The organism is Caldimonas brevitalea, assembly GCF_001017435.1.
GTDB classification, from domain to species: domain Bacteria; phylum Pseudomonadota; class Gammaproteobacteria; order Burkholderiales; family Burkholderiaceae_C; genus Caldimonas; species Caldimonas brevitalea.
On record NZ_CP011371.1, the window covers coordinates 6,442,571 to 6,467,974 of the forward strand.

22 protein-coding genes and 1 pseudogene are annotated in these 25,404 nt (G+C 67.3%); 7 read left to right on the forward strand and 16 right to left on the reverse strand.

The features are described 5' to 3' along the window. Positions 1-422: 422 nt before the first annotated feature. The 3 genes from AAW51_RS27530 (at position 423) to AAW51_RS27540 (ending at position 5,365) form a co-directional block, all read left to right on the forward strand. Complete coding sequence (locus AAW51_RS27530) at positions 423-2,345, forward strand: PrkA family serine protein kinase (RefSeq protein WP_047197173.1); 1,923 nt, start codon at positions 423-425, stop codon at positions 2,343-2,345. Positions 2,346-2,534: 189 nt separating this feature from the next. Continuing rightward, entirely contained in the window at positions 2,535-3,824 is a 1,290-nt protein-coding gene (locus AAW51_RS27535; protein ID WP_047197174.1) for a YeaH/YhbH family protein, read from the forward strand. Continuing rightward, a complete protein-coding gene (locus tag AAW51_RS27540; protein ID WP_047197175.1) occupies positions 3,821-5,365 on the forward strand; it encodes a SpoVR family protein in 1,545 nt (514 codons plus the stop codon). Before AAW51_RS27535 ends, AAW51_RS27540 begins: the two co-directional genes overlap by 4 nt. A gap of 39 nt (positions 5,366-5,404) precedes the next feature. On the opposite strand, the gene AAW51_RS27545 is transcribed toward AAW51_RS27540, so the two are convergent. Continuing rightward, entirely contained in the window at positions 5,405-6,826 is a 1,422-nt protein-coding gene (locus AAW51_RS27545) for an FAD-binding oxidoreductase (protein ID WP_047198396.1), read from the reverse strand. 406 nt (positions 6,827-7,232) lie between these two features. Here AAW51_RS27545 and AAW51_RS27550 point away from each other — a divergent pair, with 406 nt between their 5' ends. The 3 genes from AAW51_RS27550 to AAW51_RS27560 all read left to right on the forward strand — a co-directional run bounded on the left by AAW51_RS27550 (position 7,233) and on the right by AAW51_RS27560 (position 9,458). Further along, entirely contained in the window at positions 7,233-7,955 is a 723-nt protein-coding gene (locus AAW51_RS27550; protein ID WP_157360091.1) for a hypothetical protein, read from the forward strand. Positions 7,956-8,286: 331 nt separating this feature from the next. Next, on the forward strand, positions 8,287-8,715 hold the full coding sequence (locus tag AAW51_RS27555) for a hypothetical protein (protein ID WP_047197177.1): 429 nt from the start codon (positions 8,287-8,289) through the stop codon (positions 8,713-8,715). A gap of 146 nt (positions 8,716-8,861) precedes the next feature. Continuing rightward, positions 8,862-9,458, forward strand: a complete 597-nt coding sequence (locus AAW51_RS27560) for a cob(I)yrinic acid a,c-diamide adenosyltransferase (RefSeq protein WP_047197178.1) — start codon at positions 8,862-8,864, stop codon at positions 9,456-9,458. Positions 9,459-9,829: 371 nt separating this feature from the next. Here AAW51_RS27560 and AAW51_RS27565 read toward each other — a convergent pair whose 3' ends face one another. From AAW51_RS27565 to AAW51_RS31475, 9 genes and pseudogenes are all read right to left on the reverse strand, one after another. Next, a complete protein-coding gene (locus tag AAW51_RS27565) occupies positions 9,830-10,180 on the reverse strand; it encodes an EF-hand domain-containing protein (RefSeq protein ID WP_053013964.1) in 351 nt (116 codons plus the stop codon). Positions 10,181-10,704: 524 nt separating this feature from the next. Then, complete coding sequence (locus AAW51_RS27570) at positions 10,705-11,826, reverse strand: 3-deoxy-7-phosphoheptulonate synthase (RefSeq protein WP_047197179.1); 1,122 nt, start codon at positions 11,824-11,826, stop codon at positions 10,705-10,707. Positions 11,827-12,093: 267 nt separating this feature from the next. Next, positions 12,094-12,585 carry a hypothetical protein gene (locus AAW51_RS27575; protein WP_047197180.1) on the reverse strand — a complete coding sequence of 164 codons (492 nt, stop codon included), beginning with the start codon at positions 12,583-12,585 and terminating at the stop codon, positions 12,094-12,096. A 232-nt stretch (positions 12,586-12,817) separates the two neighbouring features. Next, positions 12,818-14,281 carry a metalloprotease TldD gene (tldD, locus tag AAW51_RS27580; RefSeq protein ID WP_047198398.1) on the reverse strand — a complete coding sequence of 488 codons (1,464 nt, stop codon included), beginning with the start codon at positions 14,279-14,281 and terminating at the stop codon, positions 12,818-12,820. A gap of 65 nt (positions 14,282-14,346) precedes the next feature. Beyond that, positions 14,347-15,501, reverse strand: coding sequence for a GGDEF domain-containing protein (locus AAW51_RS27585; protein ID WP_053013965.1), 1,155 nt, complete (start codon positions 15,499-15,501; stop codon positions 14,347-14,349). An 86-nt stretch (positions 15,502-15,587) separates the two neighbouring features. Continuing rightward, entirely contained in the window at positions 15,588-16,367 is a 780-nt protein-coding gene (locus AAW51_RS27590) for a helical backbone metal receptor (RefSeq protein WP_047197181.1), read from the reverse strand. Between the two features lie 31 nt (positions 16,368-16,398). Continuing rightward, entirely contained in the window at positions 16,399-17,616 is a 1,218-nt protein-coding gene (locus tag AAW51_RS27595) for a zinc ribbon domain-containing protein (protein WP_047197182.1), read from the reverse strand. A 60-nt stretch (positions 17,617-17,676) separates the two neighbouring features. Beyond that, entirely contained in the window at positions 17,677-18,399 is a 723-nt protein-coding gene (locus tag AAW51_RS31065; RefSeq protein ID WP_053013966.1) for a hypothetical protein, read from the reverse strand. 501 nt (positions 18,400-18,900) lie between these two features. Further along, positions 18,901-19,053: pseudogene (locus AAW51_RS31475) on the reverse strand (zinc-ribbon domain-containing protein); the annotation flags it as partial. A gap of 437 nt (positions 19,054-19,490) precedes the next feature. Between AAW51_RS31475 and AAW51_RS27610 the strand changes: the two are divergent. Beyond that, the gene (locus AAW51_RS27610) at positions 19,491-19,925 is read left to right on the forward strand and encodes an RNA recognition motif domain-containing protein (RefSeq protein WP_047197184.1); all 435 of its coding nucleotides are present in this window, start codon (positions 19,491-19,493) and stop codon (positions 19,923-19,925) included. Positions 19,926-20,071: 146 nt separating this feature from the next. Here the strand turns inward: AAW51_RS27610 and fumC are convergent, their stop codons facing one another. The 6 genes from fumC to AAW51_RS27640 all read right to left on the reverse strand — a co-directional run bounded on the left by fumC (position 20,072) and on the right by AAW51_RS27640 (position 25,404). Continuing rightward, positions 20,072-21,472 carry a class II fumarate hydratase gene (fumC, locus tag AAW51_RS27615; protein ID WP_047197185.1) on the reverse strand — a complete coding sequence of 467 codons (1,401 nt, stop codon included), beginning with the start codon at positions 21,470-21,472 and terminating at the stop codon, positions 20,072-20,074. A gap of 169 nt (positions 21,473-21,641) precedes the next feature. Next, positions 21,642-22,259 (reverse strand): DinB family protein, encoded by a 618-nt coding sequence (locus AAW51_RS27620; protein ID WP_047197186.1) that lies wholly within the window; start codon positions 22,257-22,259, stop codon positions 21,642-21,644. A gap of 104 nt (positions 22,260-22,363) precedes the next feature. After that, positions 22,364-23,140 carry an SDR family oxidoreductase gene (locus AAW51_RS27625; RefSeq protein ID WP_047197187.1) on the reverse strand — a complete coding sequence of 259 codons (777 nt, stop codon included), beginning with the start codon at positions 23,138-23,140 and terminating at the stop codon, positions 22,364-22,366. Continuing rightward, positions 23,137-23,805: an LPS export ABC transporter periplasmic protein LptC gene (gene lptC / locus AAW51_RS27630; RefSeq protein ID WP_238947710.1), complete on the reverse strand. Its 669-nt coding sequence runs from the start codon at positions 23,803-23,805 to the stop codon at positions 23,137-23,139. Before lptC ends, AAW51_RS27625 begins: the two co-directional genes overlap by 4 nt. Positions 23,806-23,825: 20 nt before the next feature. Next, positions 23,826-24,404, reverse strand: coding sequence for a KdsC family phosphatase (locus tag AAW51_RS27635; protein WP_047197188.1), 579 nt, complete (start codon positions 24,402-24,404; stop codon positions 23,826-23,828). Between the two features lie 4 nt (positions 24,405-24,408). Beyond that, positions 24,409-25,404, reverse strand: coding sequence for a KpsF/GutQ family sugar-phosphate isomerase (locus tag AAW51_RS27640; RefSeq protein WP_047198402.1), 996 nt, complete (start codon positions 25,402-25,404; stop codon positions 24,409-24,411).

The following is a 25,404-nucleotide window of genomic DNA, read 5'->3' on the forward strand; positions in this document are numbered from 1 at the left end:
CGCAACACTGCGCGCGCAGGACTCCCGCCATTCGTCCCCCTCGGCCGGCAAGCGCCGCCACCACCCTTCGTGGGCCCTTTCCAGAGGGAGTTGGACCTTGCAGCCCGCTGAACCCTGCGTCTGCGGGGGTGTTTGCACGCGCAGGATGTCACATGTCGATGCGGATGACGGCAAATACCCCGTGGAACTTTCCGCGCGGCTGTGCTCTCCTTGGGACAGGCGTACGCTGGATTGCATCGGGTGTCGCCACCCCTCTCGGGGAGGGCACGCTCCTTGCACACTGGAGGTCATAGAACAGACGGTTCACGCTGCCTGTTCTGCGCTAACGCGCAACAGTTATCGCCCATGCTCAAACCATGGCAATGCGCAAGGCCCGAAGATGGGTTGAACGCGGAGTCGGAAAGGGATCTAGGAGGTCTGCGATGGACGTCATGAGCAACTTCGCCGCTCGCTACGAGCGCACCCGGGAAGAGGAATTCTCCTTGCAGGAGTACCTCGACATCTGCAAGCGTGATCCCTTGGCATACGCCACGGCCGCCGAGCGCATGCTGAAGGCCATCGGCGAGCCCGAAGTGGTCGACACGCGCAACGACACGCGCTTGTCTCGCATCTTTGCGAACAAGGTCATCAAGATCTACCCGGCCTTCCGGGAGTTCTATGGCATGGAGGACTCGATCGAACAGGTCGTGTCCTATTTCCGCCACGCCGCCCAGGGGCTGGAGGAAAAGAAGCAAATCCTGTATCTGCTGGGTCCGGTCGGCGGCGGCAAGAGCTCGATCGCCGAGCGCCTGAAGCAACTGATGGAGCACGTGCCCTTCTACTCGATCAAGGGCTCACCGGTGAACGAGTCCCCGCTGGGGCTGTTCGACCCGGACGAAGACGGCGGCATCCTGGAACGCGAATACGGCATCCCGCGCCGCTACCTGCAGCGCATCCTGTCGCCGTGGGCGGTCAAGCGGCTGGAAGAATTCGGCGGTGACATCCGCAAGTTCCGCGTCGTCAAGCGCTACCCGTCGATCCTCAAGCAGACCGGGATCGCCAAGACCGAGCCGGGCGACGAGAACAACCAGGACATTTCTTCCCTCGTCGGCAAGGTTGACATCCGCAAGCTCGAAACCTATGCGCAGGACGACCCGGACGCCTACAGCTATTCCGGCGGTCTGTGCCTGGCCAACCAGGGCCTGCTCGAGTTCGTCGAGATGTTCAAAGCGCCGATCAAGGTGCTGCACCCGCTGCTGACCGCCACCCAGGAAGGCAACTTCAAGGGCACCGAAGGTTTCGGCGCCATCCCCTTCGACGGCGTGATCCTGGCGCACTCGAACGAGAGCGAATGGAAGGCGTTCCGCAACAACAAGAACAACGAGGCCTTCCTCGACCGGATCTACATCGTCAAGGTGCCGTACTGCCTGCGCGTCAGCGAAGAGATCAAGATCTACGAGAAGCTGGTGCGCAACTCGTCGTTGTCGCAGGCGCCTTGCGCACCGGGCACCTTGAAGATGATGTCGCAGTTCGCCGTGCTCACACGTTTGAAGGAGCCCGAGAACTCGAGCATCTTCAGCAAGATGCAGGTCTACGACGGCGAAAGCCTCAAGGACACCGACCCCAAGGCCAAGTCGCTGCAGGAGTACCGCGACTATGCGGGTGTCGACGAGGGCATGACCGGCATCTCGACGCGCTTCTCGTTCAAGATCATCTCCAAGGTCTTCAACTTCGACTCGACCGAGGTGGCCGCCAACCCGGTGCACCTGATGTACGTGCTCGAGCAGCAGATCGAACGCGAGCAGTTCCCGGCCGAGACGGAACAGAAATACCTCTCGTACATCAAGGAGCTGTTGGCGCCGCGTTATGCGGAGTTCATCGGCAAGGAGATCCAGACGGCGTATCTCGAAAGCTATTCCGAGTACGGCCAGAACATCTTCGACCGCTACGTCACCTACGCCGACTACTGGATCCAGGACCAGGAATACCGCGACCCCGACACCGGCGAGATCTTCGATCGCTCGGCGCTCAACGGCGAGCTCGAAAAGATCGAGAAGCCGGCCGGCATCAGCAACCCGAAGGACTTCCGCAACGAGATCGTCAACTTCGTGCTGCGCGCCCGCGCCAACAACGCCGGCAAGAACCCGTTGTGGACGAGCTACGAGAAGCTGCGCACGGTGATCGAGAAGAAGATGTTCTCGAACACCGAGGAACTGCTGCCAGTCATCAGCTTCAACGCCAAGTCGAGCGCCGACGAGCAGAAGAAGCACGAGGACTTCGTCAACCGCATGGTGCAAAAGGGCTACACGCCCAAGCAGGTGCGGCTGCTGTGCGAGTGGTACCTGCGGGTGCGCAAGAGCTCCTGAGGGAGCTCGGCAAGGTGCGCCTGAAGTGCAAGGCCCGGACGGATCGGCAACACATGGGGAGGCTGTGCGGCATGGACATCTCACCGCGATATTCAGGCACTGCTTCCCCCCTGTTGCCCCCCGCCGGGCTGCGAACTCCCGGCGCGCTGCGTAGGTCCAAGCTACAGCTACCCCGGAAAGTACACGACCATGCCCATGCTCCAACAGATCATTGATCGGCGGCTGTCGGGCAAGAACAAGTCCATCGGCAACCGCGAGCGCTTTCTGCGCCGCTACCGTGACCAGATCCGCGAGGCGGTGCGCCGCGCGGTGAGCGGCCGGGGCATCCGCAATCTGGAGCAAGGCGAAGACATCACCCTGCCCCGTCGCGACGTGTCGGAGCCGGTGTTTGGCCACGGCCAGGGCGGCAAGCGCGATTACGTTCACCCCGGCAACAAGGAATACATCAAGGGCGACCGCATCCAGCGGCCGCAAGGCGGCGGCGGCCAGGGCGGCGGCTCCAACGCCAGCGACAGCGGTGAAGGCGAAGACGACTTCGTATTCCACCTCAGCAAGGAAGAGTTCATGCAGGTCTTCTTCGAAGACCTGGCCCTGCCCCATCTGATCCGCACCCAGCTCGCCGAGGTGCCGGAATGGAAGAGCCACCGTGCCGGCTTCACCAGCGACGGCACACCCAACAACCTGCACGTGGTGCGGTCGATGCGCGGCGCCTTGGCGCGGCGTATTGCGCTGGGCGGCGAATCACGCCGCGAACTGCGTCAACTCGAACAGCATCTGCTGCATTTGAAGCAGCATCCGCACCCGACCGACCTGATGGTCGAGCGCGAGATCCGCGAACTCGAACTCGCCATCGAAGCCCTGCGGGCGCGTTTGCGGCACATCCCCTATCTCGACCCGATCGACCTGCGCTACCGCAACCGGGTGCGCGTGCCGGTGCCGAGCGCGAAGGCCGTCATGTTCTGCTTGATGGACGTGTCGGGCTCGATGGACGAGGCGCGCAAGGACATGTCCAAGCGCTTCTTCATGCTGCTGTACCTGTTCTTGACGCGGCACTACGAGAAGATCGAGCTGGTGTTCATCCGCCATCACACGCAGGCGGCCGAGGTCAGCGAAGACGAGTTCTTCCACGCCACCGAGACCGGCGGCACCGTGGTCTCGAGTGCGCTGACGTTGATGCAGGACATCATCCGCGCGCGCTACCCGAGCGGCGAGTGGAACATCTACGGCGCGCAGGCGAGCGACGGCGACAACTGGCACCACGACAGCGGCCGCTGCCGCGAACTGCTGTCCGAGCAGATCCTGCCACTGTGCCGCTACTACGCCTACGTGCAGGTGGCAGAAGCCGAGCAGAACCTCTGGGAGGAATACACCCAGTTGGTCGAGCGCCACAAGAACTTCGCGATGCGCAAGGTTTCCGAAGCGTCGGACATCTACCCGGTGTTCCGCGATCTGTTCAAGAAAGAGGGAGCACCTGCATGAGCCCCGATGCTGTGATCACCGCCCCCGTCGAACGCGCGCGCGAGCCGCTGCCCAGCCCGTCGGACTGGACCTTCGACCTGATCGAGACCTACCACAACGCGATCGCCCGCACCGCGGCCGGGTACAAGCTCGACACCTATGCCAACCAGCTCGAGATCATCACGGCCGAGCAGATGATGGACGCGTATGCGTCGGTCGGCATGCCGGTGATCTACCGCCACTGGTCCTACGGCAAGCAGTTCATCGCGACCGAGAAGAACTACCGCCGTGGTTTCATGGGCCTGGCCTATGAGATCGTCATCAACTCCGACCCCTGCATCTCTTACCTGATGGAAGAGAACACGATGGCGATGCAGGCACTGGTGATCGCCCACGCGGCCTATGGCCACAACAGCTTCTTCAAGGGCAACTACCTGTTCCGCATGTGGACCGATGCGTCGTCGATCATCGACTACCTGGTCTATGCGAAGAAGTACATCGCCGAATGCGAAGAGCACCACGGAGTCGAAGCGGTCGAAGACCTGCTCGACTCCTGCCATGCGTTGATGAACCACGGCGTCGACCGCTACCGCCGTCCGCAGAAGCTGTCGCTGGCCCAGGAGCAGGCCCGCCGCACCGAGCGCGAGGCCTATTTGCAGCAACAGGTCAACGACCTGTGGCGCACCCTGCCCCGGCGCGCCGACAAGAGCGCCGAAGAAGAGGAAGCGGCCAAGCGTTTCCCGGCCGAGCCGCAGGAGAATTTGCTCTACTTCATCGAAAAGAACGCGCCGCTGCTCGAACCGTGGCAGCGCGAGATCGTGCGCATCGTACGCAAGGTGGCGCAGTACTTCTATCCGCAGCGCCAGACCCAGGTGATGAACGAAGGCTGGGCCACGTTCTGGCACTACACGCTGCTCAACACCATGTACGACCGCGGCCTGCTGGCCGACGGCTTCATGCTGGAGTGCCTGAAGTCGCACACCAATGTGATCTACCAACCGCCGGTGGGCCACCGCGCGTACAGCGGGCTCAACCCCTATGCCTTGGGCTTCGCGATGTACACCGACCTCAAGCGCATCTGCGAGGCGCCCACCGAGGAAGACCGGCGCTGGTTCCCCGACATTGCGGGCAGCGACTGGCTCACGACGCTCGACTATGCGATGCGCAACTTCAAGGACGAGAGCTTCGTCGGCCAGTTCTTGTCGCCCAAGCTGATGCGCGACTTCCGGCTGTTCGCGATCCGCGACGACGAGAGCGAGCCTGAACTCGAAGTGGCCGCCATCCACGACGACAGCGGCTACCGCGAACTGCGCGAAGCCCTGTCACGCCAGTACGACCTCAACCACCGCGAGCCGAACATCCAGGTGTGGAGCGTCAATCTGCGCGGCGACCGGTCGCTCACGCTGCGCCACACGCAACACAACAACCGACCGTTGAACGACGATGCGCAGGAAGTGCTCAAGCACGTCGCCCGCTTGTGGGGCTTCGACGTCCACCTCGAAAGCGTGGACGGACGCGGCCACATCCAGCGTCAATGGACGGTGCCGGCGCCCAAGCTCTGATCAGGGCGCTTGCGTCCCGCCGCCATCGTCGTCGCCTGCCTACCAGGCGAACACCTTGCCGGGGTTCATGATGTTGTAGGGGTCGAGGGCGTGCTTGATCGACCGCATCAAGGCCACCGCCCCCACCCCGGCTTCCTCGATCAGGAAGTCCATCTTGTGCAGCCCGATGCCGTGCTCGCCGCTGCAGGTCCCGCCCAGCCGCAGCGCCCTGGCCACCCCCTGGCGGTTGAGCCGCTCGGCGAGGTCGCGCTCTTCGGGGCGCGCCGGGTCCAACAGGTAGCCGACATGAAAGTTGCCGTCGCCGACATGGCCCACCACGAAATACGGCAAGCCCGACACCTCGGCTTCGGCCACGGTCTCGATCAAACACTCGGACAAGCGTGAGATCGGCACACAGGTGTCGGTCGTCACTGCGCGGCAGCCGGGGCGCATCTGCAGCGCCGCGAAGTACGCATGGTGGCGCGCGGTCCACAGCCGCGTGCGCGCCTCGGGTGTGGTCGCCCATTCGAAGTCTTCGCCGCCCTGCTCATGCGCCAGCTGCTGCACCGCTTGCGCCTGCTCCTGCACGCTGGCCGGCGTGCCGTGAAACTCCATCAGCAGCATCGGCACTTCCCGCAGGCTCAGACGGTCGTGCCGGTTCACCGCGCGCACGGCGTTCACATCCAACAATTCGCAGCGCGCGATCGGCACACCCGACTGGATGATGCTGATCGTGGTGGCCACCGCCGCATCGAGGCTGCCGAAGCTGCAGACCGCGGCCGATACCGCCTCGGGCAAGGGATAGAGCCGCAAGGTGATCTCCGTCATCACACCCAGCGTGCCTTCGCTGCCGACGAACAAGCGTGTCAGGTCATACCCTGCACTCGACTTGCGCGCCCGCGTGCCGGTGGTGACGCTGTCGGCGTCCGCCGTCACCACCTTCAAGCCCAGCACGTTCTCGCGCATGGTGCCGTAGCGGACGGCGTTGGTCCCGCTGGCGCGCGTCGCGCACATGCCGCCGATCGACGCGTCGGCGCCCGGGTCGATCGGAAAGAACAGCCCGGTGTGTCGGATCTCGTCATTGAGTTGCTTGCGCGTGACGCCGGCCTGCACCGTGACGGTGAGGTCTTGCGCGTCGACGGCCAGCACCTGGTTCATGCGGCTCAAGTCGATCGACAAGCCGCCCTGCACCGCAAGCAAGTGCCCTTCAAGCGAGGACCCGACACCATACGGTATCACCGGCACCCGGTACTGCTGCGCGAGCCGCACCGCGTCGGCCACGTCCTCGGAACTCTCGGCATACAGCACCGCATCGGGCGGCGCCACATCGAAAGGTGATTCGTCGCGGCCGTGCGCTTCACGCACCGCCCGGGAGGTCGTGCAACGGGGACCGAAGCGAGCCGCCAAGGCCTCCAACATCGCCCCAGGGATCGGGCGTGGCTGCAGGTCGGCAGCGACCTCGGCAGCGGGAACGGCGGGCATCACATCCATGGACTTCTCCGGCGGGCACACGGTTCATTCTAGGCACCGCCGAGGCACCCCTGTTGATCCCAGCAGGTTCTATGTGAAAGCCACGAAGCGACACAAGCCCTGACATCTCGTCGCCACGCGGATCCACCGGTCAGAGGGCAGAACTGCCCACAATAGGTGCTACTACAAGCAACTAGGGCGCGCCCCGAAGGGCGCAGAGGGAGGACCCATGGGCACTGTCCCGCAACATTGGCCGCCGGGTCATCGAAGTGGCGGCGTCGAGCTTTGGCGAGGATGCCACCCGCCATACCGACATCGCTTGCACCACGCGTCACACCATCCGTCCGACCTTACATCGGACCCATCCCACCCGCGGTCGTTCTCACGCCCCCACTCGTCAGCGCGGCCAAAGATCCCGGTGCTCACCCGAGTGCTGACGCCAAGGCCGGCCACGCCCGTGCGGCCCTGCCGCCATCGCCGCCGTGCGACCAACACGCCGACACCCGGCAGCGAGAGCGGCCGCGCCGGCCCGACGCCCGCACAGCCGGTCGATGCCGATCACCGCGCCGATCACCGCAGCTTGCACACCGGTGGTTGTCCTCGGAGCCATCCTCTCGCGGGCACTGCTGGCCGGGAACACCGCCGCTGGACCGGCCGAAGGGCGCATCACCGGCCGCGACTGGGGTGCGCCGCCATCGCGCTGGGGCCACTGCTGTGGGCACAAGCAGCGCTCGCTTGCGCACTGCCGCAGCTGGAGGTCGAGGCCAGCGAACCGCTGACCTTCCCCCTGCGGCTCGCCCCGATCGTGTCGATCAGCCTCCGCGCCGAGCGCGGTGGGGCCGACGCGAGGCCGGCCGCAACGGAGGACTGCCGTCGCTTCCGCCCCTCGGTCGAGGACGTGCGGCACTACCTGCAGACAGCGCGCGAGCTCTCGAGCCGCGACCACCGAGGGCCGCGCCCGTCGGCACCCTGCTCGGTCGCCGGCATGGTCCGCTTCGCCGACGGCCGCACAGCCCAGTGGCGCATGCAGCAAGACATGGGCGGCACGCTGAGCTTCGTCAACGGGCGCGAGCATTACCTCTATTGCCGCACCTGCCAGATCACCGCGGCGCCAACGCTCCCCGGGTCGGCCGACCCCTGACCGCAGCAGCAGCGGGCGACGCCGCGAAACGCGAGACCGCCCGAGTGATGTCGCCCGGGTCTGAGGGCGGCGCTGTGGGTCGTCCGTGCACCGCGAGCAGTGTTTCTGCTCGCGACCGGCCCACCTCGCACGCGACGCCTGACACCCGCGGCATCGGCGCCTACATGTTCCTCCAGTCTCAGAGGCCATGCATTGGAGGGCTGTGCCCGCCGCGGCTGTGCCCGCCGCATTTGCACCGGCCGTCGCCCGGCGGTTTCGTATCGGTGGCGTCGTCCCGCTGGACCCCCCAACCGCCGCCCGCGGCGGCTTCATCTGCCATCGAAGGATCGCCATGTCTGATTTCTACGCCTACTTCAAACAGAACATGGACAGCCTCGGGCTGCCGGCGCCCGAGTCGCTGTTCGGCCAGGTACAACAGGCGGTGAACAACACCAGCACGCTGCTGGCGCAGGTCGACCGATTCGGTACGGCCGTCACGCTGCGCGAGATCTCCGGGGCCGGGTCCAAACTGGAGGTGCTGTCCGTGCTCGGCGGTTTTTCTGCCGCCTTCTATGTGGGTGCCGTCATCGGCAGTTTGGCCGTCGCCACCGGTCGCTCGCTGGCGGGGGGCACGTCGCTCGCCGACGTGTTGCTCCATGCTGCGCAGCACCGGCTCCACCGACCCTGGTTGATCTCCAGCCTGCAGCGCTGGCCCGGCCTCTACGATGCGCAGGTCAGCGACCGCCACCTCTACCGCTACCAGCTCGTCACCCCCGCCTGACCCTGCGTCCACCCGCAGGCCCTGACGGCAATCCGCCCGGCATGCAGAGGGCCGGCTGGGTGCCATCGCCAAGCCCTCGCGACAGACGCACACGCGCCCGACAGAGACAACCAGACTTTGAGGAAGCGATCGACTAGCATCACCGGATGGGAAACCGCTTGACGCAGATTGCCACGCGCACGGGCGATGACGGCAGCACCGGACTCGGTGACGGCAGCCGTGTGCGCAAAGACCACCTTCGGGTGCATGCCCTCGGCGACGTGGACGAACTCAATTCGCAACTCGGCGTGCTGCTGGCCGAAGCGCTGCCGTCCGACGTGCGCGAGCTGTTGGTGGTCGTGCAACACGAGTTGTTCAACCTGGGCGGTGAGCTGTCGATGCCGGGGCACGAGTTGTTGGCCACCGCCGCGGTGGCCCACCTCGACGAGGCGCTGGCGCACTACAACACCTCGTTGCCCCGCCTCAAGGAATTCATCCTGCCCGCAGGCAACCGCGCCGCCGCGCTCGCCCATGTGGCCCGCACCGTCGCGCGCCGCGCAGAACGTGCCGTGGTGGCGTTGGGCGCGGCCGAGCCGGTGCGCGACACGCCGCGCCACTACCTGAACCGCCTGTCCGACCTGTTGTTCGTGCTCGCGCGCGTGCTGAACCGCGCCAATCTGGACGGACGCAGCGGCGACGATGTCTATTGGAACAGTGAGCGGCTGCGACGCGACGCCGCAGCCGATGGAGCCGAGCCGCAATAGGGCGAGTGCACGACGTGTCTCCACCGCCGGCGTCCGGTAGCCCGTGGACGCGCGCAGGCCGTTGCGCCATCCCTACCGCCCGAACGACGGCCCCGCCGCGAAGTCAGGGCGCCCGGTCACCGCGTTGTGCCAACCCGCCCGACCAACCGGAGGCGCTTGAGGCGGCGACGTGGCGCGCCGGCGGGTGCCGGGGTGCTTCCTGGGATGCGGGCCGGGGAGCTGCTGAGACGCCTGCGACTCGATCGCGAACCGATCCCTCATACCCCCCCGCTAAGGCCCTGTGGGGTGTTGCTGAGGGTCAAGGACGCGCTCCCGATGACTTACCGGAGCTGCCCGATACGCGCAACGCACAAGCTCGCCACAGCAGCCCTTCAACGCACCGGTGCGACCGCCCCGGCCTGGAACTCCGGCAAGCTGAGCGCGCCGTCCGCGTCGACGTCGAATTCGTCGAAGCGAGCCGAAATGGCGGGCAACCGGACGGCCTCGTCACGGCTGAGCTTGCCATCGCCGTTTTCATCCACCCGCACGAACAAGGCCTGGATGGACGTCTTCTTGGGCGCCTGCTCTCCATTGCGCACCTCGCCCTGCGCCGAGCCTCCGGGGACCGCCGCGCCGGACTGGGCTTGCACCCCCAGCGCCAAAGTACCGAGAGTCACCAGCAGCACACGGCGCACTTGCACGACCAGGCCTCGGTCGAAGGTTCGTTTGGACCGACAGGACATCGGTGTTCTCCAGCATGAGACAGGCGAACCATTGAAACGGCGCGATCCGGGAGATGCCAGCAGTTTTTCGCCGCCTTACCCGCGTTACAGCCACCCCTCAGGGAAATCCTGTAGGTGAGCCCTCGCTCCGTTGAAAGGGGGCACACGGCGTACCGTCGTCGCCCGGAGATGCGCCGCAATGCAGGCCAAAAAAAACCCGCCGAGGTTCGAGAGAACCAGGGCGGGCGTATCCCACTCGACGTGGGCTCTGCTGAGGGAAATCGAACAATTCAACGGAAAAACAGCAACGCGGCAAATAGCGCCGCAGACGATGAGCATCCCACCCGGTCGCCGGCAACACCGGCACCCGGCAGGCGGCTCAAGGCCCCTCTTCCCGGTCAGTGCTCATCGCACCAATCCGGTACTGATGTGCGAATTCCACTACGACAGCGCCCCCCGCGCCAGCCTTCTTGCCGCTCCTTACTGCGCTTACAAGGCCCCGCATACGGCCCGCCGGCCGCTGCGGCCGCTCCGGCAGCACCGGCTCAGCGGGCGCGACGGCGTCGCACCGCGTCCGACAACACCTCGAGCACCTCGAGCGAGTCGTCCCAGCCGATACAGGCGTCAGTGATGCTCTTGCCGTATTCCAGCTGCCGCGCGTCGTCCTTGCCGGGCGTGAACTTCTGTGCGCCGCCCTTGAGATGGCTTTCCACCATGACGCCGAAGATGCGCCGCGAGCCCGCCGCCACCTGGTCGGCGATGTCTCGCGCCACGGCAACTTGCCGCTCGTGCTGCTTGCTGGAATTGGCGTGCGAACAATCGACCATCAAGTTGCAGGGCAGCTTGGAGGCTTCCAGGTCGCGGCAGGCTGCCTCGACGCTGGCGGCGTCATAGTTGGGCGCCTTGCCGCCGCGCAGGATCACGTGGCAGTCTTTGTTGCCCTTGGTCTCGACAATCGCGACCTGCCCGTTCTTGTGCACGGACAGGAAATGATGGGGCCGACCCGCCGCCTGGATGGCGTCGGTCGCGATCTTGATGTTGCCGTCGGTGCCGTTCTTGAAGCCGATCGGCGCCGAGAGGCCCGAGGCCAGCTCGCGGTGCACCTGGCTCTCGGTGGTGCGGGCGCCGATGGCGCCCCAGGCAATCAGGTCGCCGATGTACTGCGGCGAGATGACGTCGAGGAACTCGCTGCCGGCTGGCACGCCGATACGGTTGATGTCGATGAGCAGTTGGCGGGCGATGCGCAAGCCCTCGTCGATGCGGAAGCTCTCGTCGAGATAGGGATCGTTGATCAACCCCTTCCAGCCGACGGTGGTGCGCGGCTTCTCGAAATAGACCCGCATCACGATCTCCAGCGTGTCGGCGTACTTCTCGCGCTGAGCCAGCAACTGGCGTGCGTAGTCGACGGCAGCGGCGGGGTCATGGATCGAACAAGGGCCGATGATGACGAGCAGGCGGTCGTCCTTCTGCGCCATGATCTTGCGGATGCGCTGGCGGGTCTCCCCCACAAGCGCCTCGACCGGCGTGCCGCGGATCGGGAAGAACCGGATCAGATGCTCGGGCGGTGGCAGCGGCGTCACGTCCGTGATCCTTTCGTCGTCGGTCTGCGAGGTCTTGTCGACTGGCGCATACCACCCCTCGACAGCGCTGGTGGACTTGGCGTTCATGAGACGGGTTCTCCTTCGTTTCGGGTTGCAGTGCTGGAGGGGTGCCGGCCAAAAAAAAACCGCCGGGGGGACCCCGGCGGTTTCTCGGATTCGGTTCGCTCGTTTTGCCTACGCGCTCGCCTCTCCTCCGCCGGTGCGGTGCGAGAACCAAAAGAAAAAGAAAGCGTAGGCGCGAGACATGGGCGGTAATGTAGCACGCAGCATTGCCTGGCGGTCAAGTGCTGTCGTGCGACGGTCGCCGCATCGCGTGGCGTGCCCGACCCCCACTCACACCAGGATGTCGGGCTCCGGCGGCGGCCCACCCGGCTCGGGGCGCAGCCCGCGCGTGATGGCGGCCCACCACCCGGGCTTGCGGCCCGGGGGATCGAGCACAGGGTCGGGCTGCCGCAATACCTCCAGCTCGCCCAGCATGCGGGTGGCCACGTCGATGAAGTCGTGCCGCAGTTCCTGGTCGTCGCCGGTGTTCCGCTGCGTCGCCTCGATCCAGGCGTCCAGCAGCCATTGCACCTCGGTGAAGGTGACGGCGTAGTGCCGCAAGGTCTCGGGGAGGACATGCTGCCCGCCGAGCATTGCCGCGCGCTCGGCTTCCAACCGCTCGCGCATGTCCTGCTGCAGCTTCGCACGCACTGGCCCAGTGGCCGTGCGCACCTGGCGCACGAACTTCATCAGGTCGGCGTTGATGCGCTCCGCCCGCTCAATGACCAACGGGTCGGGCGGGGCACGAGGAGGAGGCGGCGGCAGCGGATGGTCGTCAGACATCGAAAACCAGCACGACCCGATGCCGTGCTCGCGTCAGCGTATCCGGTCACGTAGGGCGCCGCAAGCGCCCGCGCCACCCAGTCGACCCTGCCGTGAGAAAGCTCTCAGTCGGCAGGCGGCGGACCATCGGCGCACGGTCTGGCGCCACCGGCGGGACCACCGCGCCGGTCAGGGCACCGCGCCGGTCAGGGCACCGCGCCGGGCCGGCTTCAGGCCGCTCCGGCGCAGCCTCTCAGGCCGTCCCGCCGACGGTCAGGCCGTCGATGCGCAGCGTTGGTTGGCCGACGCCCACCGGTACGCTCTGGCCTTCCTTGCCGCAAGTGCCCACACCGGTGTCCAGCTGCAGATCGTTGCCAATCATGCTGACGCGGGTCAGCGCGTCGGGGCCGTTGCCGATGATGGTCGCACCCTTGATCGGGTACTGGACGCGCCCGTTCTCGACCCAATAAGCCTCGCTTGCCGAAAACACGAACTTGCCACTGGTGATGTCGACCTGGCCGCCGCCGAAGTTGGTGGCGTACAAGCCCTTCTTGATGCTCGCGACGATCTCGTCACGGGTCTTGTCGCCGGCCAGCATGTAGGTGTTGGTCATGCGCGGCATCGGGACATGCGCATAGCTTTCGCGGCGACCGTTGCCGGTCGGGCGCACCTTCATCAGGCGCGCGTTCATCGCGTCCTGGATGTAGCCGCGCAGGATGCCATCCTCGATCAGCACGTTGCGCTGCGTCGCATTGCCTTCATCGTCCACGTTCAACGAACCGCGCCGGTCGGGCAAGGTGCCGTCGTCGAGCACGGTCACACCCTTGGCCGCCACCCGTTCACCGATGCGCCCCGAGAAAGCGCTCGACCCCTTGCGGTTGAAATCGCCCTCCAGCCCATGCCCCACCGCCTCGTGCAGCAGCACGCCCGGCCAGCCGGGACCCAGCACCACGGTCATTTCGCCGGCGGGGGCGGGACGGCTTTCGAGGTTGGTGAGCGCCGCGCTCACGGCGTCGTTCACATAACCTTCGATCACGGAATCATGGAAGTACCCCAGCCCGAAGCGGCCACCGCCGCCGCCGGAGCCGACTTCGCGACGGCCGTTCTGCTCGGCGATCACGGTCACCGACAGCCGCACCAGGGGCCGGACGTCGGCAGCGATGGTGCCGTCGGCGCGTGCCACCATCACGACGTCGTATTCCCCCATCAGGCCGGCCATCACCTGCACGACGCGCGGATCGCGCGAACGCGCCATCTTCTCGACACGTTCGAGCAGCGCGACCTTCTGCGTGCTGTCGAGCGTCGCGATCGGGTCCATGGGCGCGTACAGCACCCGGCTTCCGGCCACCTGGGGCGCACCGCCCACCTTGACACGTCGGCTCTGGCCACCTGCGGCGATGGTTCGCACGGTACGCGCCGCATCGAGCAAGGCCTCGAGGGAGATGTCGTCGGAGTAGGCGAACGCGGTCTTCTCGCCCGCCACCGCGCGCACGCCGACGCCCTGCTCGATGCCGAAGCTGCCCGATTTGACGATGCCCTCTTCCAGGCTCCAGCCTTCGCTGCGGGTGTACTGGAAATAGAGATCGGCGTCGTCGATCCGGTGCTCGCCGATGACGCGCAGGGCCTGCGCGAGTTTGGCCTCGTCGAGGCCAAACGGATCCAAGAGCAGCGACTTTGCAATCGCCAGACGTTCGAGGGTGGGTTCGCGCGAGATCATCGGGCCATTGTAGGCCTGCACCCCAACCCCGCAAGGGTGTCAGGGACGGTGGCGGAACCGGCTGATCAGGCCGGCGTACCGTCGAGCACCAACCGCCCGCGACCGCCCTCCTTGGCCCGGTACAGCGCGCGGTCGGCGCGCGCCACCACCTCCGCGAGCGACGTGTCGTCGGCCTGCAGTTCGGCGGCGCCGGCACTGAAGTCGAGCGTGAAACCGAGTGCCGGCGACACGTCCGCCGCCAGCGTCTCCCGCAACCGCCCGTCGACCGCGCACGCGGCCTCCAGGCCCGAGAGCGGCAGCACCACGCAGAACTCCTCGCCGCCGTAGCGCCCTGCCAGGTCGGACGGCCGCATGCCCCGCTGCAAGGCCTGGGCGAACAACACCAGCGCATGATCGCCCACCGGGTGGCCCCGCTGATCGTTGATCTGCTTGAAATGATCGATATCGAGCATCAACACCGCCAGCCGCTGCCCGTGGCGACGCGCCAGTGACCAGGCTTGCTCGCCGCGCTCGAGCAACACACGTCGGTTGAGGCTTCCGGTCAGGCCGTCGATATTCGCGCGCCGCTCCAACTCCTGCTCGGCTTCGTCGCGGTGCGCGAGCAGGAAGGCCAGCGTGGCGATCATCAGTCCCGCATTGGCCACCACCAGGCCCAGCACATTCAGAGGATGGGGCGAGTCGAAGGCGGGGTACTCACTTGGCGCCCACATCGCCAGCACGGTGCGGGCGAACACCAGGAGCGCCGAGGCGAGCAGCGCTGTGCCCGCCAGCCAGCGCCAACGCCAACCCGCGTGGCCCACGCGGGGCCTCAGCAGCAGCCACGCCAGCCACGACATCTGCGCCGCGAGCGCCGCATTGACGACGGCAATGCGGACCGCGAAATGATGGAAGCTGATCCAATGCAGCAGGGTGGCCGCGGCCGGCAACCCATACACCCACCATCTGTGCGCCGGCTGCCGCAAATAGGCCTGCGCCGCCAGATACGCGCAGCTGTGGCTCGCCAGCAGCGCGCCGACGCCGGCCGTCGAGAGTTGCATCGGCCAGATGCGGTACGCCCCCATCAACAAGGCCCATCCCAGCGATTGCAGCCACATCGCGGCATGCCACGCGCGGATGCCGCTGCGCGCCTGGCGCCAGTTGACGCCGATCAGCAATGCGATGCTGGTGAGCGTCACATTGGCCCACATCGAGAGGAACAATGTCTGGGCGTCGAGTTTCATGGTCCTTTGGAGGGTGCATTCCTAGCCTAGATCGGCCACGCGCCGGCGGACTTGAGCGGCACCGGGGCGCGGCCCAGGCCGCCGCCTCAGTCGGCGCGACGCGCTAGCTCGCGCAGGTAGCGCACACCGGCCACCGCGCGGCTGCCGTACCAGCTCAGCCGTTCGCCGTCGACACGTCGCACGCCGGCCCGCAGGCCGTGCAGCGCCAGAAGGCGCCGCACTTCGTCCTCGTGCGCGGCCTGGAAGCGGTAGGGCTCGCTGCTCAGCAACACCTCGTCCACCTCTGCGAGCCAGCCCTCGGACCACTCGAAGCTGGGATAGCGTGCGGCGCCACAGAGCCCGCCCTCGACGTGTGGCGCCGTGAGCCAGCCGATCAGCGCCAGCATGCGCGAGATGTACGTGTCGCGCGCCACCGTCATCCAGGGGTCCCGCCAAATGCAGTAGAGCACCCTGCGCCGCGGTCCCGCAGCGGTGGCCTGCAACTCCGCCTCCAGGTCGCGAGCGACACGGTGCGCCCGCTCGGCCACGCCATCGACGGCTCCGAAGACGTCGGCCATCTGGCGGTACAGGGCGAAATTGTCCTGCGGACCGCACGGATGGGTGACGACCACGTGTGGCACGAACTGGCGCAAGGCGTCGACCGTCTCGCGGGTGTTCTCGTCGACGTTGACCACCACATGCGTCGGCGCCAGCCGCCTCAACTTGTCGACCTGAACGTCTTTGGTGCCGCCGACCTTGGGCACCTGCGTCAGCAAGGAAAGCGGGTGCACACAGAAGCCGGTGCGTGCCACCAGCCACGGTGCCAGCCCGAGGTCTGCCAGCAATTCGGTCACCGACGGGACCAGGCTGGCGATGCGCAGGGTCATGCGGTGCGCCGTCCGAGCCCGTGCCCGGACCTCACAGCGTCGGCCTCAAGACCGCACCGCATGTCCCGCAAAAACGGTCGTCGCGTGCGATCGCGTGGCCGCACACCGGGCAGGCAGGCGACGGCAGATCGTCGAGCAGCAGGTCGACCTCGCCGGTCGGCGTGCCATGGCGGTCGCCGCCGTAAGGCGCGCGAGCCATCGTGATGGTCGTGTCCAGCCCACTTGGCGGCGGCGGCGGGGCCAGGATGCCGCGCAGCGGACGTCGCGCGGTGGCGGGAGGCGGCGACACGGGCGGCGGCTCGTGCGCGTCGGTCTTGCGGAAGGCCGCGGGCTGCTCGAGCGCCAGTGCCACATCGACGTGAGCGAGATACACCGCACACGCACCCCGCAGGTAGACCAGCCCCGGCAACACCAGGCCGACCGCGAACACCACCCCACCGCCGATGAGCGCGGCCACCGCATAAGGGCTCGCCCCCACGTTGACGCCGGCCCCGGCCATGCTACGCACACCAAAGCCGAACATGCCCGCCATGAGCTGCTGAACCGTGGTCTCTCCGCCCAGGATCGCCACGGCCAGCCGGGCCACCGCCTGGCCACCGGTCATCACGACGAACATCACCATCGCGCCGACCAGACTGGCCAGCAGCCCGACCACCAGCATCATCACGACAACACCGATGAGCCGTTCGCGCGCGATGGCGAACAAGCGCGTGCCACATTGCAGGGTGTCCGCGCCGTCCCACACCGCGGGTGCCGCCAGCGGCATGATCACGGTCGGCAGCGCCAGCAGCGCCAGCCCGCACACGACCACGGCCACCGGCATCACGAAGGTGAAGGCGACCGGCCCGAACAGCGGAATCTTGCAGATCAGCAGCACCACGGCCAGCACCAGGGCACCCGCGCCGTAGGTCACCGCGATCAGCCCCAACACCCCCAGCAGACGATGGGCGGTGCGCAGCGCCACGGACAGCGCATCGGCCACCGAGCGGCGAGGTTTGGCTTGCTTGACGTCGTCCATCAGCACGATGCCGGCCGCGTTGCATCCGTAGAACGCCGCGACCAGGGCCAACAGGCCATAGACCGAGCCAGCGACCGTTTTGCCCTGGTTGAACGCCTGCCCGGTCATCGCGAGCAGCAAGCCGGACACCGAGAACGTGCCGAGCAGCAGCACAAGGGCGCGGCCGTTGCGCACGGCCTCGAGACTGCTCAGAAGAGCGTCTGCAAACCGGAGGTTCTGGCTGATGGACATGGTGGATGGGTCAAGTCGCGCGGCGCGTCCGACGCATGCAGCAAGGGGCGCGCCGGCGTGTCAACGGAACTGGCTCTGCTCCTGACGTCGACGCTCCTGATCGAGGTACTCCACGCACTTGGGATGCCGGGCCGGGCCCGGCTTCTGGCATTCGACCCTCAAACAGCTGTACAAGGAAATGAACACACGGCCAGCACAGACATCCTGTGCGGCAGGTTCGACCGGCTGCGGTGCCGGCGCCGCCGCGCGCTGTGTCTCCGAGGGCCTGGCCGCCGTGCCCTGCGGCGTCTCCGCCCTGGCCCGCGCCTTCGCCTCGGCCTCAGCCTTGGCTTTGGCCCGGGCTTCGGCACGCGCTTTGGCGCGCGCTTCGGCTTGCGCCTTTTTCGCATCTTCCTTGGCAGACGACAAGGGTGCGGGCGGCGCCGCAGGTTCAGACGCCGCGGCCACCGGCGCCGCGGGCGGTGCCGGCGTGGCGGGCGGGGGGAGCGGTACGGCACCCGCCACCGGGGGCGCCGGCGCAGGCTCGACCGGCGGGGCAGCAGGTTCGACAGCGGCCTGGCCCGACGGCATCGCGTCGGGCGCCGAGGCGGGGGCCGAGGCCAGCTCGGCCGGCGGTGCTGGGATCGGTTCGGGAGCCGGTGTCGGTGCCGGCGCTTGTGCCGGCGGCGAAGTGATCACCGGTGGCGGCGCTACCGCGGACACAGCGTCGGGCGGCGTTTCAGGCGTTTTGACCAATAGCCACACCGCGGCGCCGACCAGCACCACGGCAGACGCGAGGTACACCAGCGCTGTCGACTTCTTACGGCCACCCGGATCTCTGGCGGGCACCGCGGGGGCCGGAGCCGCCGCCGGTTCGGCGAGCGGTCGCGTGTCGACGGCCTCCGGCCAGACATCAAGAGGTGCTTGCGGCGCAGGTGAGGATGCGGGCATTCCGGGCGCCTCGCGTTCCGAAGCCGGGGACATGGCAGGAGCGGGCGCAGGCGGGAGCACCGCGGGCGGGGGCATGACGGTTTCGGGCGCGGGAGGCAGCTCGGCCTTCGGCACCGAGGTCGGGATGGGGGACGGCGTCGCGGCCGGGGCCGGCCCTGCCGGCGGTTCGACCAGCGGTGCCGGTGCGGCAACGGTCTGTGACGCATCCGGCTCGGGTGCAGCGTCCCCAAGGCCCAGCAACTCGTCGAGCGACGCGGGCGGTTCCGGAGCGAGGGCCGCGCTGGTGAGACTGACGCCGCACACGCGGCACTGTGTCGCCGAGGCCTCGTTGGGGGTGCCGCAGGTGGGGCACGGCTTGAGGCTCGGCCCGGTCGGCGCAGGCGCCGGCTCCATCGCTGGCGGCTCGCCCGAACTGGCGACCACACCGGCCAGCGACGCGCCGCAGCCGCGGCAAAACCGTGCTTTGTCCCGGTTGTCGGTTCCGCATTTCGGGCAAGTCAAACTCATCTAGCGTCCTCCTGATCCGCACTGAACATCAACGCGATGTCGCAAGAGATCACCGCCGGCCGCCCGAAAGGGCTCGCACCGCAGTGCGTAGCACGGAGGTTATCCAATGAGCACCGAGCCGTGCGCGCCAACATCTGGTTCGCGGAAGGGCGCTGCTGTGGGCGCCCGGCGACCAGGGCGCCTGGCCGGGGCGGGGCGATCATACCGAGTGGTGTTTCAATCACCAACCGCGGGGACCCGGAGGGGGTCGACACAGAAAGGGAGATTTTGCCGCGGGAAAAGCGCGCTGAAACAACACTTTTTCACACATCATGCGCACATCCCCCCCCTCCTCCCACATAATGGGTTCCCTGTTCTGGATGCGGCGCCTGGATCTGAGTGGTTCATGATGGGTAGAAGCTCCAACTGTGTGACTGTGTATTGAAAGGAGCTCTCTCATGGGCAACAAGCTTTATGTAGGCAATCTGGCCTATTCGGTGCGCGACGAAGATCTGAACGAAGCCTTCTCGCAATATGGTGCCGTCACTTCCGCCAAGGTCATGATGGACCGTGACACCGGCCGCTCCAAGGGCTTCGGTTTTGTCGAAATGGGTTCCGACGCGGAAGCCCAGTCCGCCATCAACGGCATGAACGGCCAAGCCCTGTCGGGCCGCGCCATCGTCGTCAACGAAGCTCGTCCCCGTGAAGAGCGCCCGGGTGGCTTCGGCGGCCCGCGTGGCGGCGGCGGCGGTTTTGGTGGTGGTGGTGGCGGCGGTGGCCGTCGTGAAGGTGGCTTCGGTGGTGGCGGCGGCGGCGGTGGCCGTGGCGGCTTTGGTGGTGGCGGCGGCGGCGGTGGTCGCGGCGGCTTCGGTGGCGGCCGCGGCGGCTACTGAACCCACGACTGAGGCAGCCGGTGCCAACCGGCACCTGACTGAATCAAAAGCGGCGCGGCGCGAGCCCCGCCGCTTTTTTCATGGCCGCGCAACCATCGCCGCTGGGCCGCCCGGGCCTACGCTGCCCGGCGCCGGACAGCCTCGCTTCAACCCGGCCGCGTCATCTCGAGCGGATTGATCCAGCGGTCGTAGTCCTCCGCGCTGAGCTGGCCGGTGGCCAGCGCCGCTTCTCGCAAGGTCAACCCTTCGTGGTGCGCCCGCTTGGCGATCTGCGCTGCCAGGTCGTAGCCGATATGCCGGTTCAAGGCTGTCACGAGCATCAGGTTGCGTTCCAAGTGCTCGTCGATCACCGCCTCGTTCGGCTCGAGTCCCTGGGCGCAGTAATGGTCGAATGCATGACAGGCATCGGCGATCAGGTCGATGCTTTCCAGCACGTTGTGCACCATCACCGGCTTGTAGACATTCAGCTGAAAATTACCTTGGGTGCCTGCAAACGCGACCGCGGCGTCATTGCCAAACACCTGCACACATACCATCGTCATCGCCTCGCACTGGGTCGGGTTCACCTTACCCGGCATGATCGACGAGCCCGGCTCATTCTCGGGAATGCGCAATTCGCCGATACCACAGCGCGGTCCGCTGGCCAGCCAGCGTATGTCATTGGCCAGTTTCATCAGCCCCCCTGACAAGGTGCGCAGGGCCGCCGAGGTTTGCACCAGCGCATCGTGGGCCGAGAGCGCAAAAAACTTGTCGGGCGCCGACTGGAACGGCCGGCCCGTCAGTTCGGCGAGCCGTTCGGCGACCCGGTCGCCGAACAGGGGATGCGCGTTCAGCCCGGTGCCCACCGCGGTGCCCCCGATGGCCAGCTCCTGCAGGCCGGGCAACACGCCGCGGACGGCGCCGAGGCCGAAGTCGAGTTGCGCCACCCAGGCACCGATTTCCTGCCCCAAGGTGATGGGCGTCGCATCCTGCAAGTGGGTGCGGCCCGTCTTCACCAGGTGGCGGTACTGCTGCGCCTTCGCGGCGAGGGTGTTGCGCAAGGCACTCACCGCGGGGAACAGGCGCAAGTGCAGCTGCTCGACCACCGCCACGTGCATGGCGGTCGGGAAGGTGTCGTTGGACGATTGGCCCCGGTTGACATGGTCGTTCGGATGCACCGGCTTCTTGCTGCCCAGCACGCCACCGGCGAGTTCGATCGCGCGGTTGGCGATCACCTCATTGGCATTCATGTTGGACTGCGTGCCCGAACCGGTCTGGAACACCACCAAGGGGAAGTGATCGTCGAGACGGCCGTCGATGACCTCGTCGGCGGCCCGCGAGATCAACTGGGCCACGTCTTGCGGCAACTCGCCCAGCTCGGCGTTCGCAAGCGCCGCCGCTTTCTTCAGCAAGCCCAACGCACGGATGATGGGGCGCTGCCATTTGAAGCGCGCCACGCCGATCGGAAAATGATGAACCGACCGCTGCGTTTGCGCACCCCAATAGCGGTCGGACAGCACCTCGATGGCGCCCATCGAATCGGTTTCGGTCCTGGTGCTCAGGTTCATGGATGGCCGCTCCTGCGTCGTCACGATGAGCGGCAAGCATAGTGGCACCGGGCACCCGTCTTCGGCGCCCCGCACCTAATCCCCTTGAGCTCGAGGGAAGGCCGCCATTGCCGCCGTACGGGACAACGGCGCGCGCGCTCCTCCCACAGGCACCTCCTTGCCGGCGGTGTCAGGGCCTGGCGTCGAAGCGGCGCGAGGGAGGCGCCGGCGTCTCCCACAACACCGACTCGCGGAACCCCAGTTCCTCGAAGTCACCTGCCCGCAGTGCCGCATCGCTGGCACAAAAGAACTCGTCCAGCTGCGGCGGGGGGATGTCGGTGCCGGCCAGCATCGCGTGCACCTGGCCACGATGGTGGATCTGGTGTTGCAGCAAATGGGCCAGCAGGCGGTCGAGACGCTCGGGCTTCAAGCCTTCCTCGCGCGGCACGGGCACCTGGAGGGCGAGCACCTCGTCCGTGAGCCTGCGGCACACGTTGATCAGCCGCTCGTCGCAGGCCTGCTGCGCGGCCGCCAACTCGGTACAGGTCTCGTACGGCTCGGCCGGATCGAAGTAGGCTCGCCATGCGTCGTTGGGCGGCTGGCCGCGCAAGCTGCGCTCGATGGCGTCTATGTAATACCAGTCCACCGTCAGGATATGGTTGAGCGTCGCCTTCACTGACGGGAAGAAGCTGGTGCGGCGGGCCGCGAAACCGTGCGGCCCCAACTTGGCACAGGCCTGCAGCAGGCGGTGGTTGGCCCAGCGGTTGTTGCAGGCACAGGTCAGCAAATGGTGGGATAGGCTCGGCATGGCATACCCTCGTGGCGGCGGCATGCACTCATTCTGCTCGAGAGCCATCGGTGTGCGTCGCAACAGGTTCAAGGGTTTGTGTCCTGAGCCTGCCGCGCCGCCGCCTATTCGCCCCGGCGCTTCTTGCGCGCCCGGCCCGCCAGCAGGCGGTCGAACACCGCGTTGGGCAGCACCCGCAGCAACTTCGTGACGATGGCCATCTGCCACGGAATGACACGGTAGCTCGCGCCCGCGTCGATGGCGCGGAAGGCGCGCTCGGCAAACGCGTCGGCGCTCAGCAAGAAGGGCATCGAATACGGATTCTCGCGAGTGAGCGGCGTGTCGATGTACCCCGGTGCGATGGTGACCACCTTGACGCCGGACGGGCGCAACTCGCCTCGCAGGCTTTCGCAGTAGTTGACCACCGCCGCCTTGCTGGCGCAGTAGGCGCCGTGACCGGGCAGGCCGCGGATGGCGGCCACGCTGGCGATGCCGACCAGCGCACCCGAGCGGCGTTGGCACATCGGTGCGACAAACGGATGAAAGGTCGCGGCCATGCCGAGGTTGTTGGTCTCGTAGGTCGCGCGGATCACCTCGAGATCGTCGTACTGCGCGGTGTCCACCCCGACGCTGATGCCGGCGTTGGCGATCACCACGTCGGGCACGCCCTGGCGCTCGATACAGGCACGGCCGGCCGCGGTGATGCTCTCGATGTTGCGCACGTCCGCTGCATACACGCCGAAGCGCTGCGCCTCGAACCCCTGCGCCTTGCACCACGACTCGATCTCGGCGGCCCGCCGGGCCACCAGGGCCAGCCGGTAGCCCGCCCGGTAGTAGCGCGCCGCGAGTGCTTGGCCGATGCCGCTCGAGGCGCCGGTGATGTAGACGAGAGGCAAACTCATGAGGCAGCAGACGGTGAGGTCGGACGGGCTGGCATGCTGCCGCGCACCTGGCCTTTCAGCTCCAGCACCCGCTCCTGGTTGTCGTAATACAGCGAAGCGCCTTGCACTTCCACGTCGCCCTGACGCAGCGTGACGGGCAAGTGCGAGACCACGCGCTCGGTTTCGGTGAACACCTGCAGATACTCGCCGCTGAACTCCAGGCGCTGGTTCTGCGACGTCTTGGGGCCGCTGCCCGCCTCGCGCACCACGTGGGCCGCGCCCAGCAGCTGGATCTCGCTGCCGTCTCCGTTCGACAAGGCCCGGTTGGCCGTGCCGCGTGTGATCCGGCCCTGCTCGTCCACCGAGCGCAGCTTCACCTTGTCGATCTCCAGCGTGTCGGTGTCCGGGAAGTGCCGCAGCTCCAGGCCTTCGACCCAGGTGCTGGGCCGCCCTGCGCCGGTGAAATGCTGCAGCGAGAACTTGGTCATCACGTAGTCGGGCTCGTGCCGCGGTGCAGCTTCGCCCTGCGGGCCGTCGGGTACCGGCGTGTGCTGCACCAGCCAATAAGTGCCGGCGGCGAGCAGCGCGAGCAGCAGCAGCGGCAGATACCCCGAGACGTCGTCGATCCACCGGCGCCACGATTGCAGCCCCTGGTTCGACGGCGCCCCGGCCGGTGCCGCAGCCACCCTGCCCCCCTGCCGCTGCCTCATCCTGTCTGTCCGTCGTCCAGGGTCTCGAGATGGCTGTGCAGAAGGCTGGCGTAACGCCCCTGGGCGCACAGCAGCAGGTCGCAGAACTCCCGTGCCGCACCGTAGCCGCCACCCGCCTCGGTCACATGGTGCGCCGCTGCCCGCGCCTCCGCATGAGCACCTGCCGGGGCACAGGCAAACGCGGCACGGACCATCAGCGGCAGGTCCGGCCAGTCGTCGCCGATCACCGCCAGGTGCTCCCAGCCGAGCTGCAGCTGCGTGAGCACCGCGCGGCCGGCCGCCAGCTTGTCGTGCACACCGTAGTGAGCATGCTGCAACCCGAGGTCCGCCACCCGACGGCGCACCGCCGGCGAGTCGCGCCCGGTGATCACCACCGGCGTGATGCCGGCCCGCACCAGCAGCTTCAGCCCATGGCCGTCGAGCGTGTTGAAGGCCTTGAAGACCTCGCCGCTGTCGGCGATGTAGATGCGGCCATCGGTCAGCACACCGTCGACGTCGAACACCGCCGCCCGCACATCTTGGGCGAGCAGCAGCAATTCGGGCGGAAAACTCAGATGGGGCCGGATCTCTCGCATGGCCTCAGATCACCTTTGCGCGCATCAGATCGTTGAAGTTCAGCGCCCCCACCAACTGCCCGGCGGCATCGACCACCAGCACGGAGGTGATGCGAGCCTCTTCCATCAGGTCCGCCGCCTCGACCGCCAGCGCGTCATCGCGCACCTGGCGCGGCCGGAGGGTCATCACGTCGGCGGCGGTCAGGCCGCGCAGGTCACGGCCCTTCTCGATCTGGCGGCGCAAGTCGCCGTCGGTGAAGATGCCCAGCACCTTGCCCTGGTCGTCGACCACCGCGGTCGAGCCGAGCCCCTTGGCCGACATCTCGCGCATCATCTCGGTGAACGGTGTGTCCGGCGCCACCCGGGGCACGGCCGCGCCGCCGCGCATCACGTCGCGCACATGCGTCAACAGCTTGCGGCCCAGTGCGCCGCCGGGGTGCGAGCGGGCGAAGTCTTCTGCCTTGAAGCCGCGCGCGTCGAGCAGCGCGACGGCCAGCGCGTCGCCCATGGCCAGCTGCGCCGTGGTGCTGGCGGTGGGCGCCAGGTTGAGCGGACAGGCTTCCTTGGCGACCGAGGTGTCGAGCGCGACGTCGGCATGGCGCCCCAGCGTGGATTCGGGGCGGCCGGTCAGCGCCAGCAAGGGGATGAACAAGCGCTTGAGCACCGGCAGGATGGCGGTCAGCTCGTCGCTCTCGCCGGAATTCGAGATCGCCAGCACCAAGTCTTGTGCGGTGATCATGCCCAGATCACCGTGGCTGGCTTCGGCCGGGTGCACGAACATCGCCGGCGTGCCGGTGGAGGCGAGCGTGGCGGCGATCTTGCGTCCGACATGGCCGCTCTTGCCCATGCCCATCACCACCACCCGGCCCTCGCAGCGCAGCAGCAACTGCACCGCGTCGGCGAAGCTCGGGCCCTGGCGTGACTTCAGTTCAAGCAGCGCGGTCGCCTCGATCTCGAGCGTTTCGCGCGCGAGCGCCACAGCCCGCTCGGGGTCGAAGGCGATCGGCGGCTTCTGGGACAG

What these genes read in the sequence shown, in the direction of transcription:
- AAW51_RS27530 (WP_047197173.1), top strand. Translation starts at nt 423, where the DNA reads ATGGACGTCATGAGCAACTTCGCCGCTCGCTACGAGCGCACCCGGGAA.
- AAW51_RS27535 (WP_047197174.1), top strand. Translation starts at nt 2,535, where the DNA reads ATGCCCATGCTCCAACAGATCATTGATCGGCGGCTGTCGGGCAAGAAC.
- AAW51_RS27540 (WP_047197175.1), top strand. Translation starts at nt 3,821, where the DNA reads ATGAGCCCCGATGCTGTGATCACCGCCCCCGTCGAACGCGCGCGCGAG.
- AAW51_RS27545 (WP_047198396.1), bottom strand. Translation starts at nt 6,826, where the DNA reads ATGCCCGCCGTTCCCGCTGCCGAGGTCGCTGCCGACCTGCAGCCACGC.
- AAW51_RS27555 (WP_047197177.1), top strand. Translation starts at nt 8,287, where the DNA reads ATGTCTGATTTCTACGCCTACTTCAAACAGAACATGGACAGCCTCGGG.
- AAW51_RS27560 (WP_047197178.1), top strand. Translation starts at nt 8,862, where the DNA reads ATGGGAAACCGCTTGACGCAGATTGCCACGCGCACGGGCGATGACGGC.
- AAW51_RS27565 (WP_053013964.1), bottom strand. Translation starts at nt 10,180, where the DNA reads ATGTCCTGTCGGTCCAAACGAACCTTCGACCGAGGCCTGGTCGTGCAA.
- AAW51_RS27570 (WP_047197179.1), bottom strand. Translation starts at nt 11,826, where the DNA reads ATGAACGCCAAGTCCACCAGCGCTGTCGAGGGGTGGTATGCGCCAGTC.
- AAW51_RS27575 (WP_047197180.1), bottom strand. Translation starts at nt 12,585, where the DNA reads ATGTCTGACGACCATCCGCTGCCGCCGCCTCCTCCTCGTGCCCCGCCC.
- tldD (WP_047198398.1), bottom strand. Translation starts at nt 14,281, where the DNA reads ATGATCTCGCGCGAACCCACCCTCGAACGTCTGGCGATTGCAAAGTCG.
- AAW51_RS27585 (WP_053013965.1), bottom strand. Translation starts at nt 15,501, where the DNA reads ATGAAACTCGACGCCCAGACATTGTTCCTCTCGATGTGGGCCAATGTG.
- AAW51_RS27590 (WP_047197181.1), bottom strand. Translation starts at nt 16,367, where the DNA reads ATGACCCTGCGCATCGCCAGCCTGGTCCCGTCGGTGACCGAATTGCTG.
- AAW51_RS27595 (WP_047197182.1), bottom strand. Translation starts at nt 17,616, where the DNA reads ATGTCCATCAGCCAGAACCTCCGGTTTGCAGACGCTCTTCTGAGCAGT.
- AAW51_RS27610 (WP_047197184.1), top strand. Translation starts at nt 19,491, where the DNA reads ATGGGCAACAAGCTTTATGTAGGCAATCTGGCCTATTCGGTGCGCGAC.
- fumC (WP_047197185.1), bottom strand. Translation starts at nt 21,472, where the DNA reads ATGAACCTGAGCACCAGGACCGAAACCGATTCGATGGGCGCCATCGAG.
- AAW51_RS27620 (WP_047197186.1), bottom strand. Translation starts at nt 22,259, where the DNA reads ATGCCGAGCCTATCCCACCATTTGCTGACCTGTGCCTGCAACAACCGC.
- AAW51_RS27625 (WP_047197187.1), bottom strand. Translation starts at nt 23,140, where the DNA reads ATGAGTTTGCCTCTCGTCTACATCACCGGCGCCTCGAGCGGCATCGGC.
- AAW51_RS27635 (WP_047197188.1), bottom strand. Translation starts at nt 24,404, where the DNA reads ATGCGAGAGATCCGGCCCCATCTGAGTTTTCCGCCCGAATTGCTGCTG.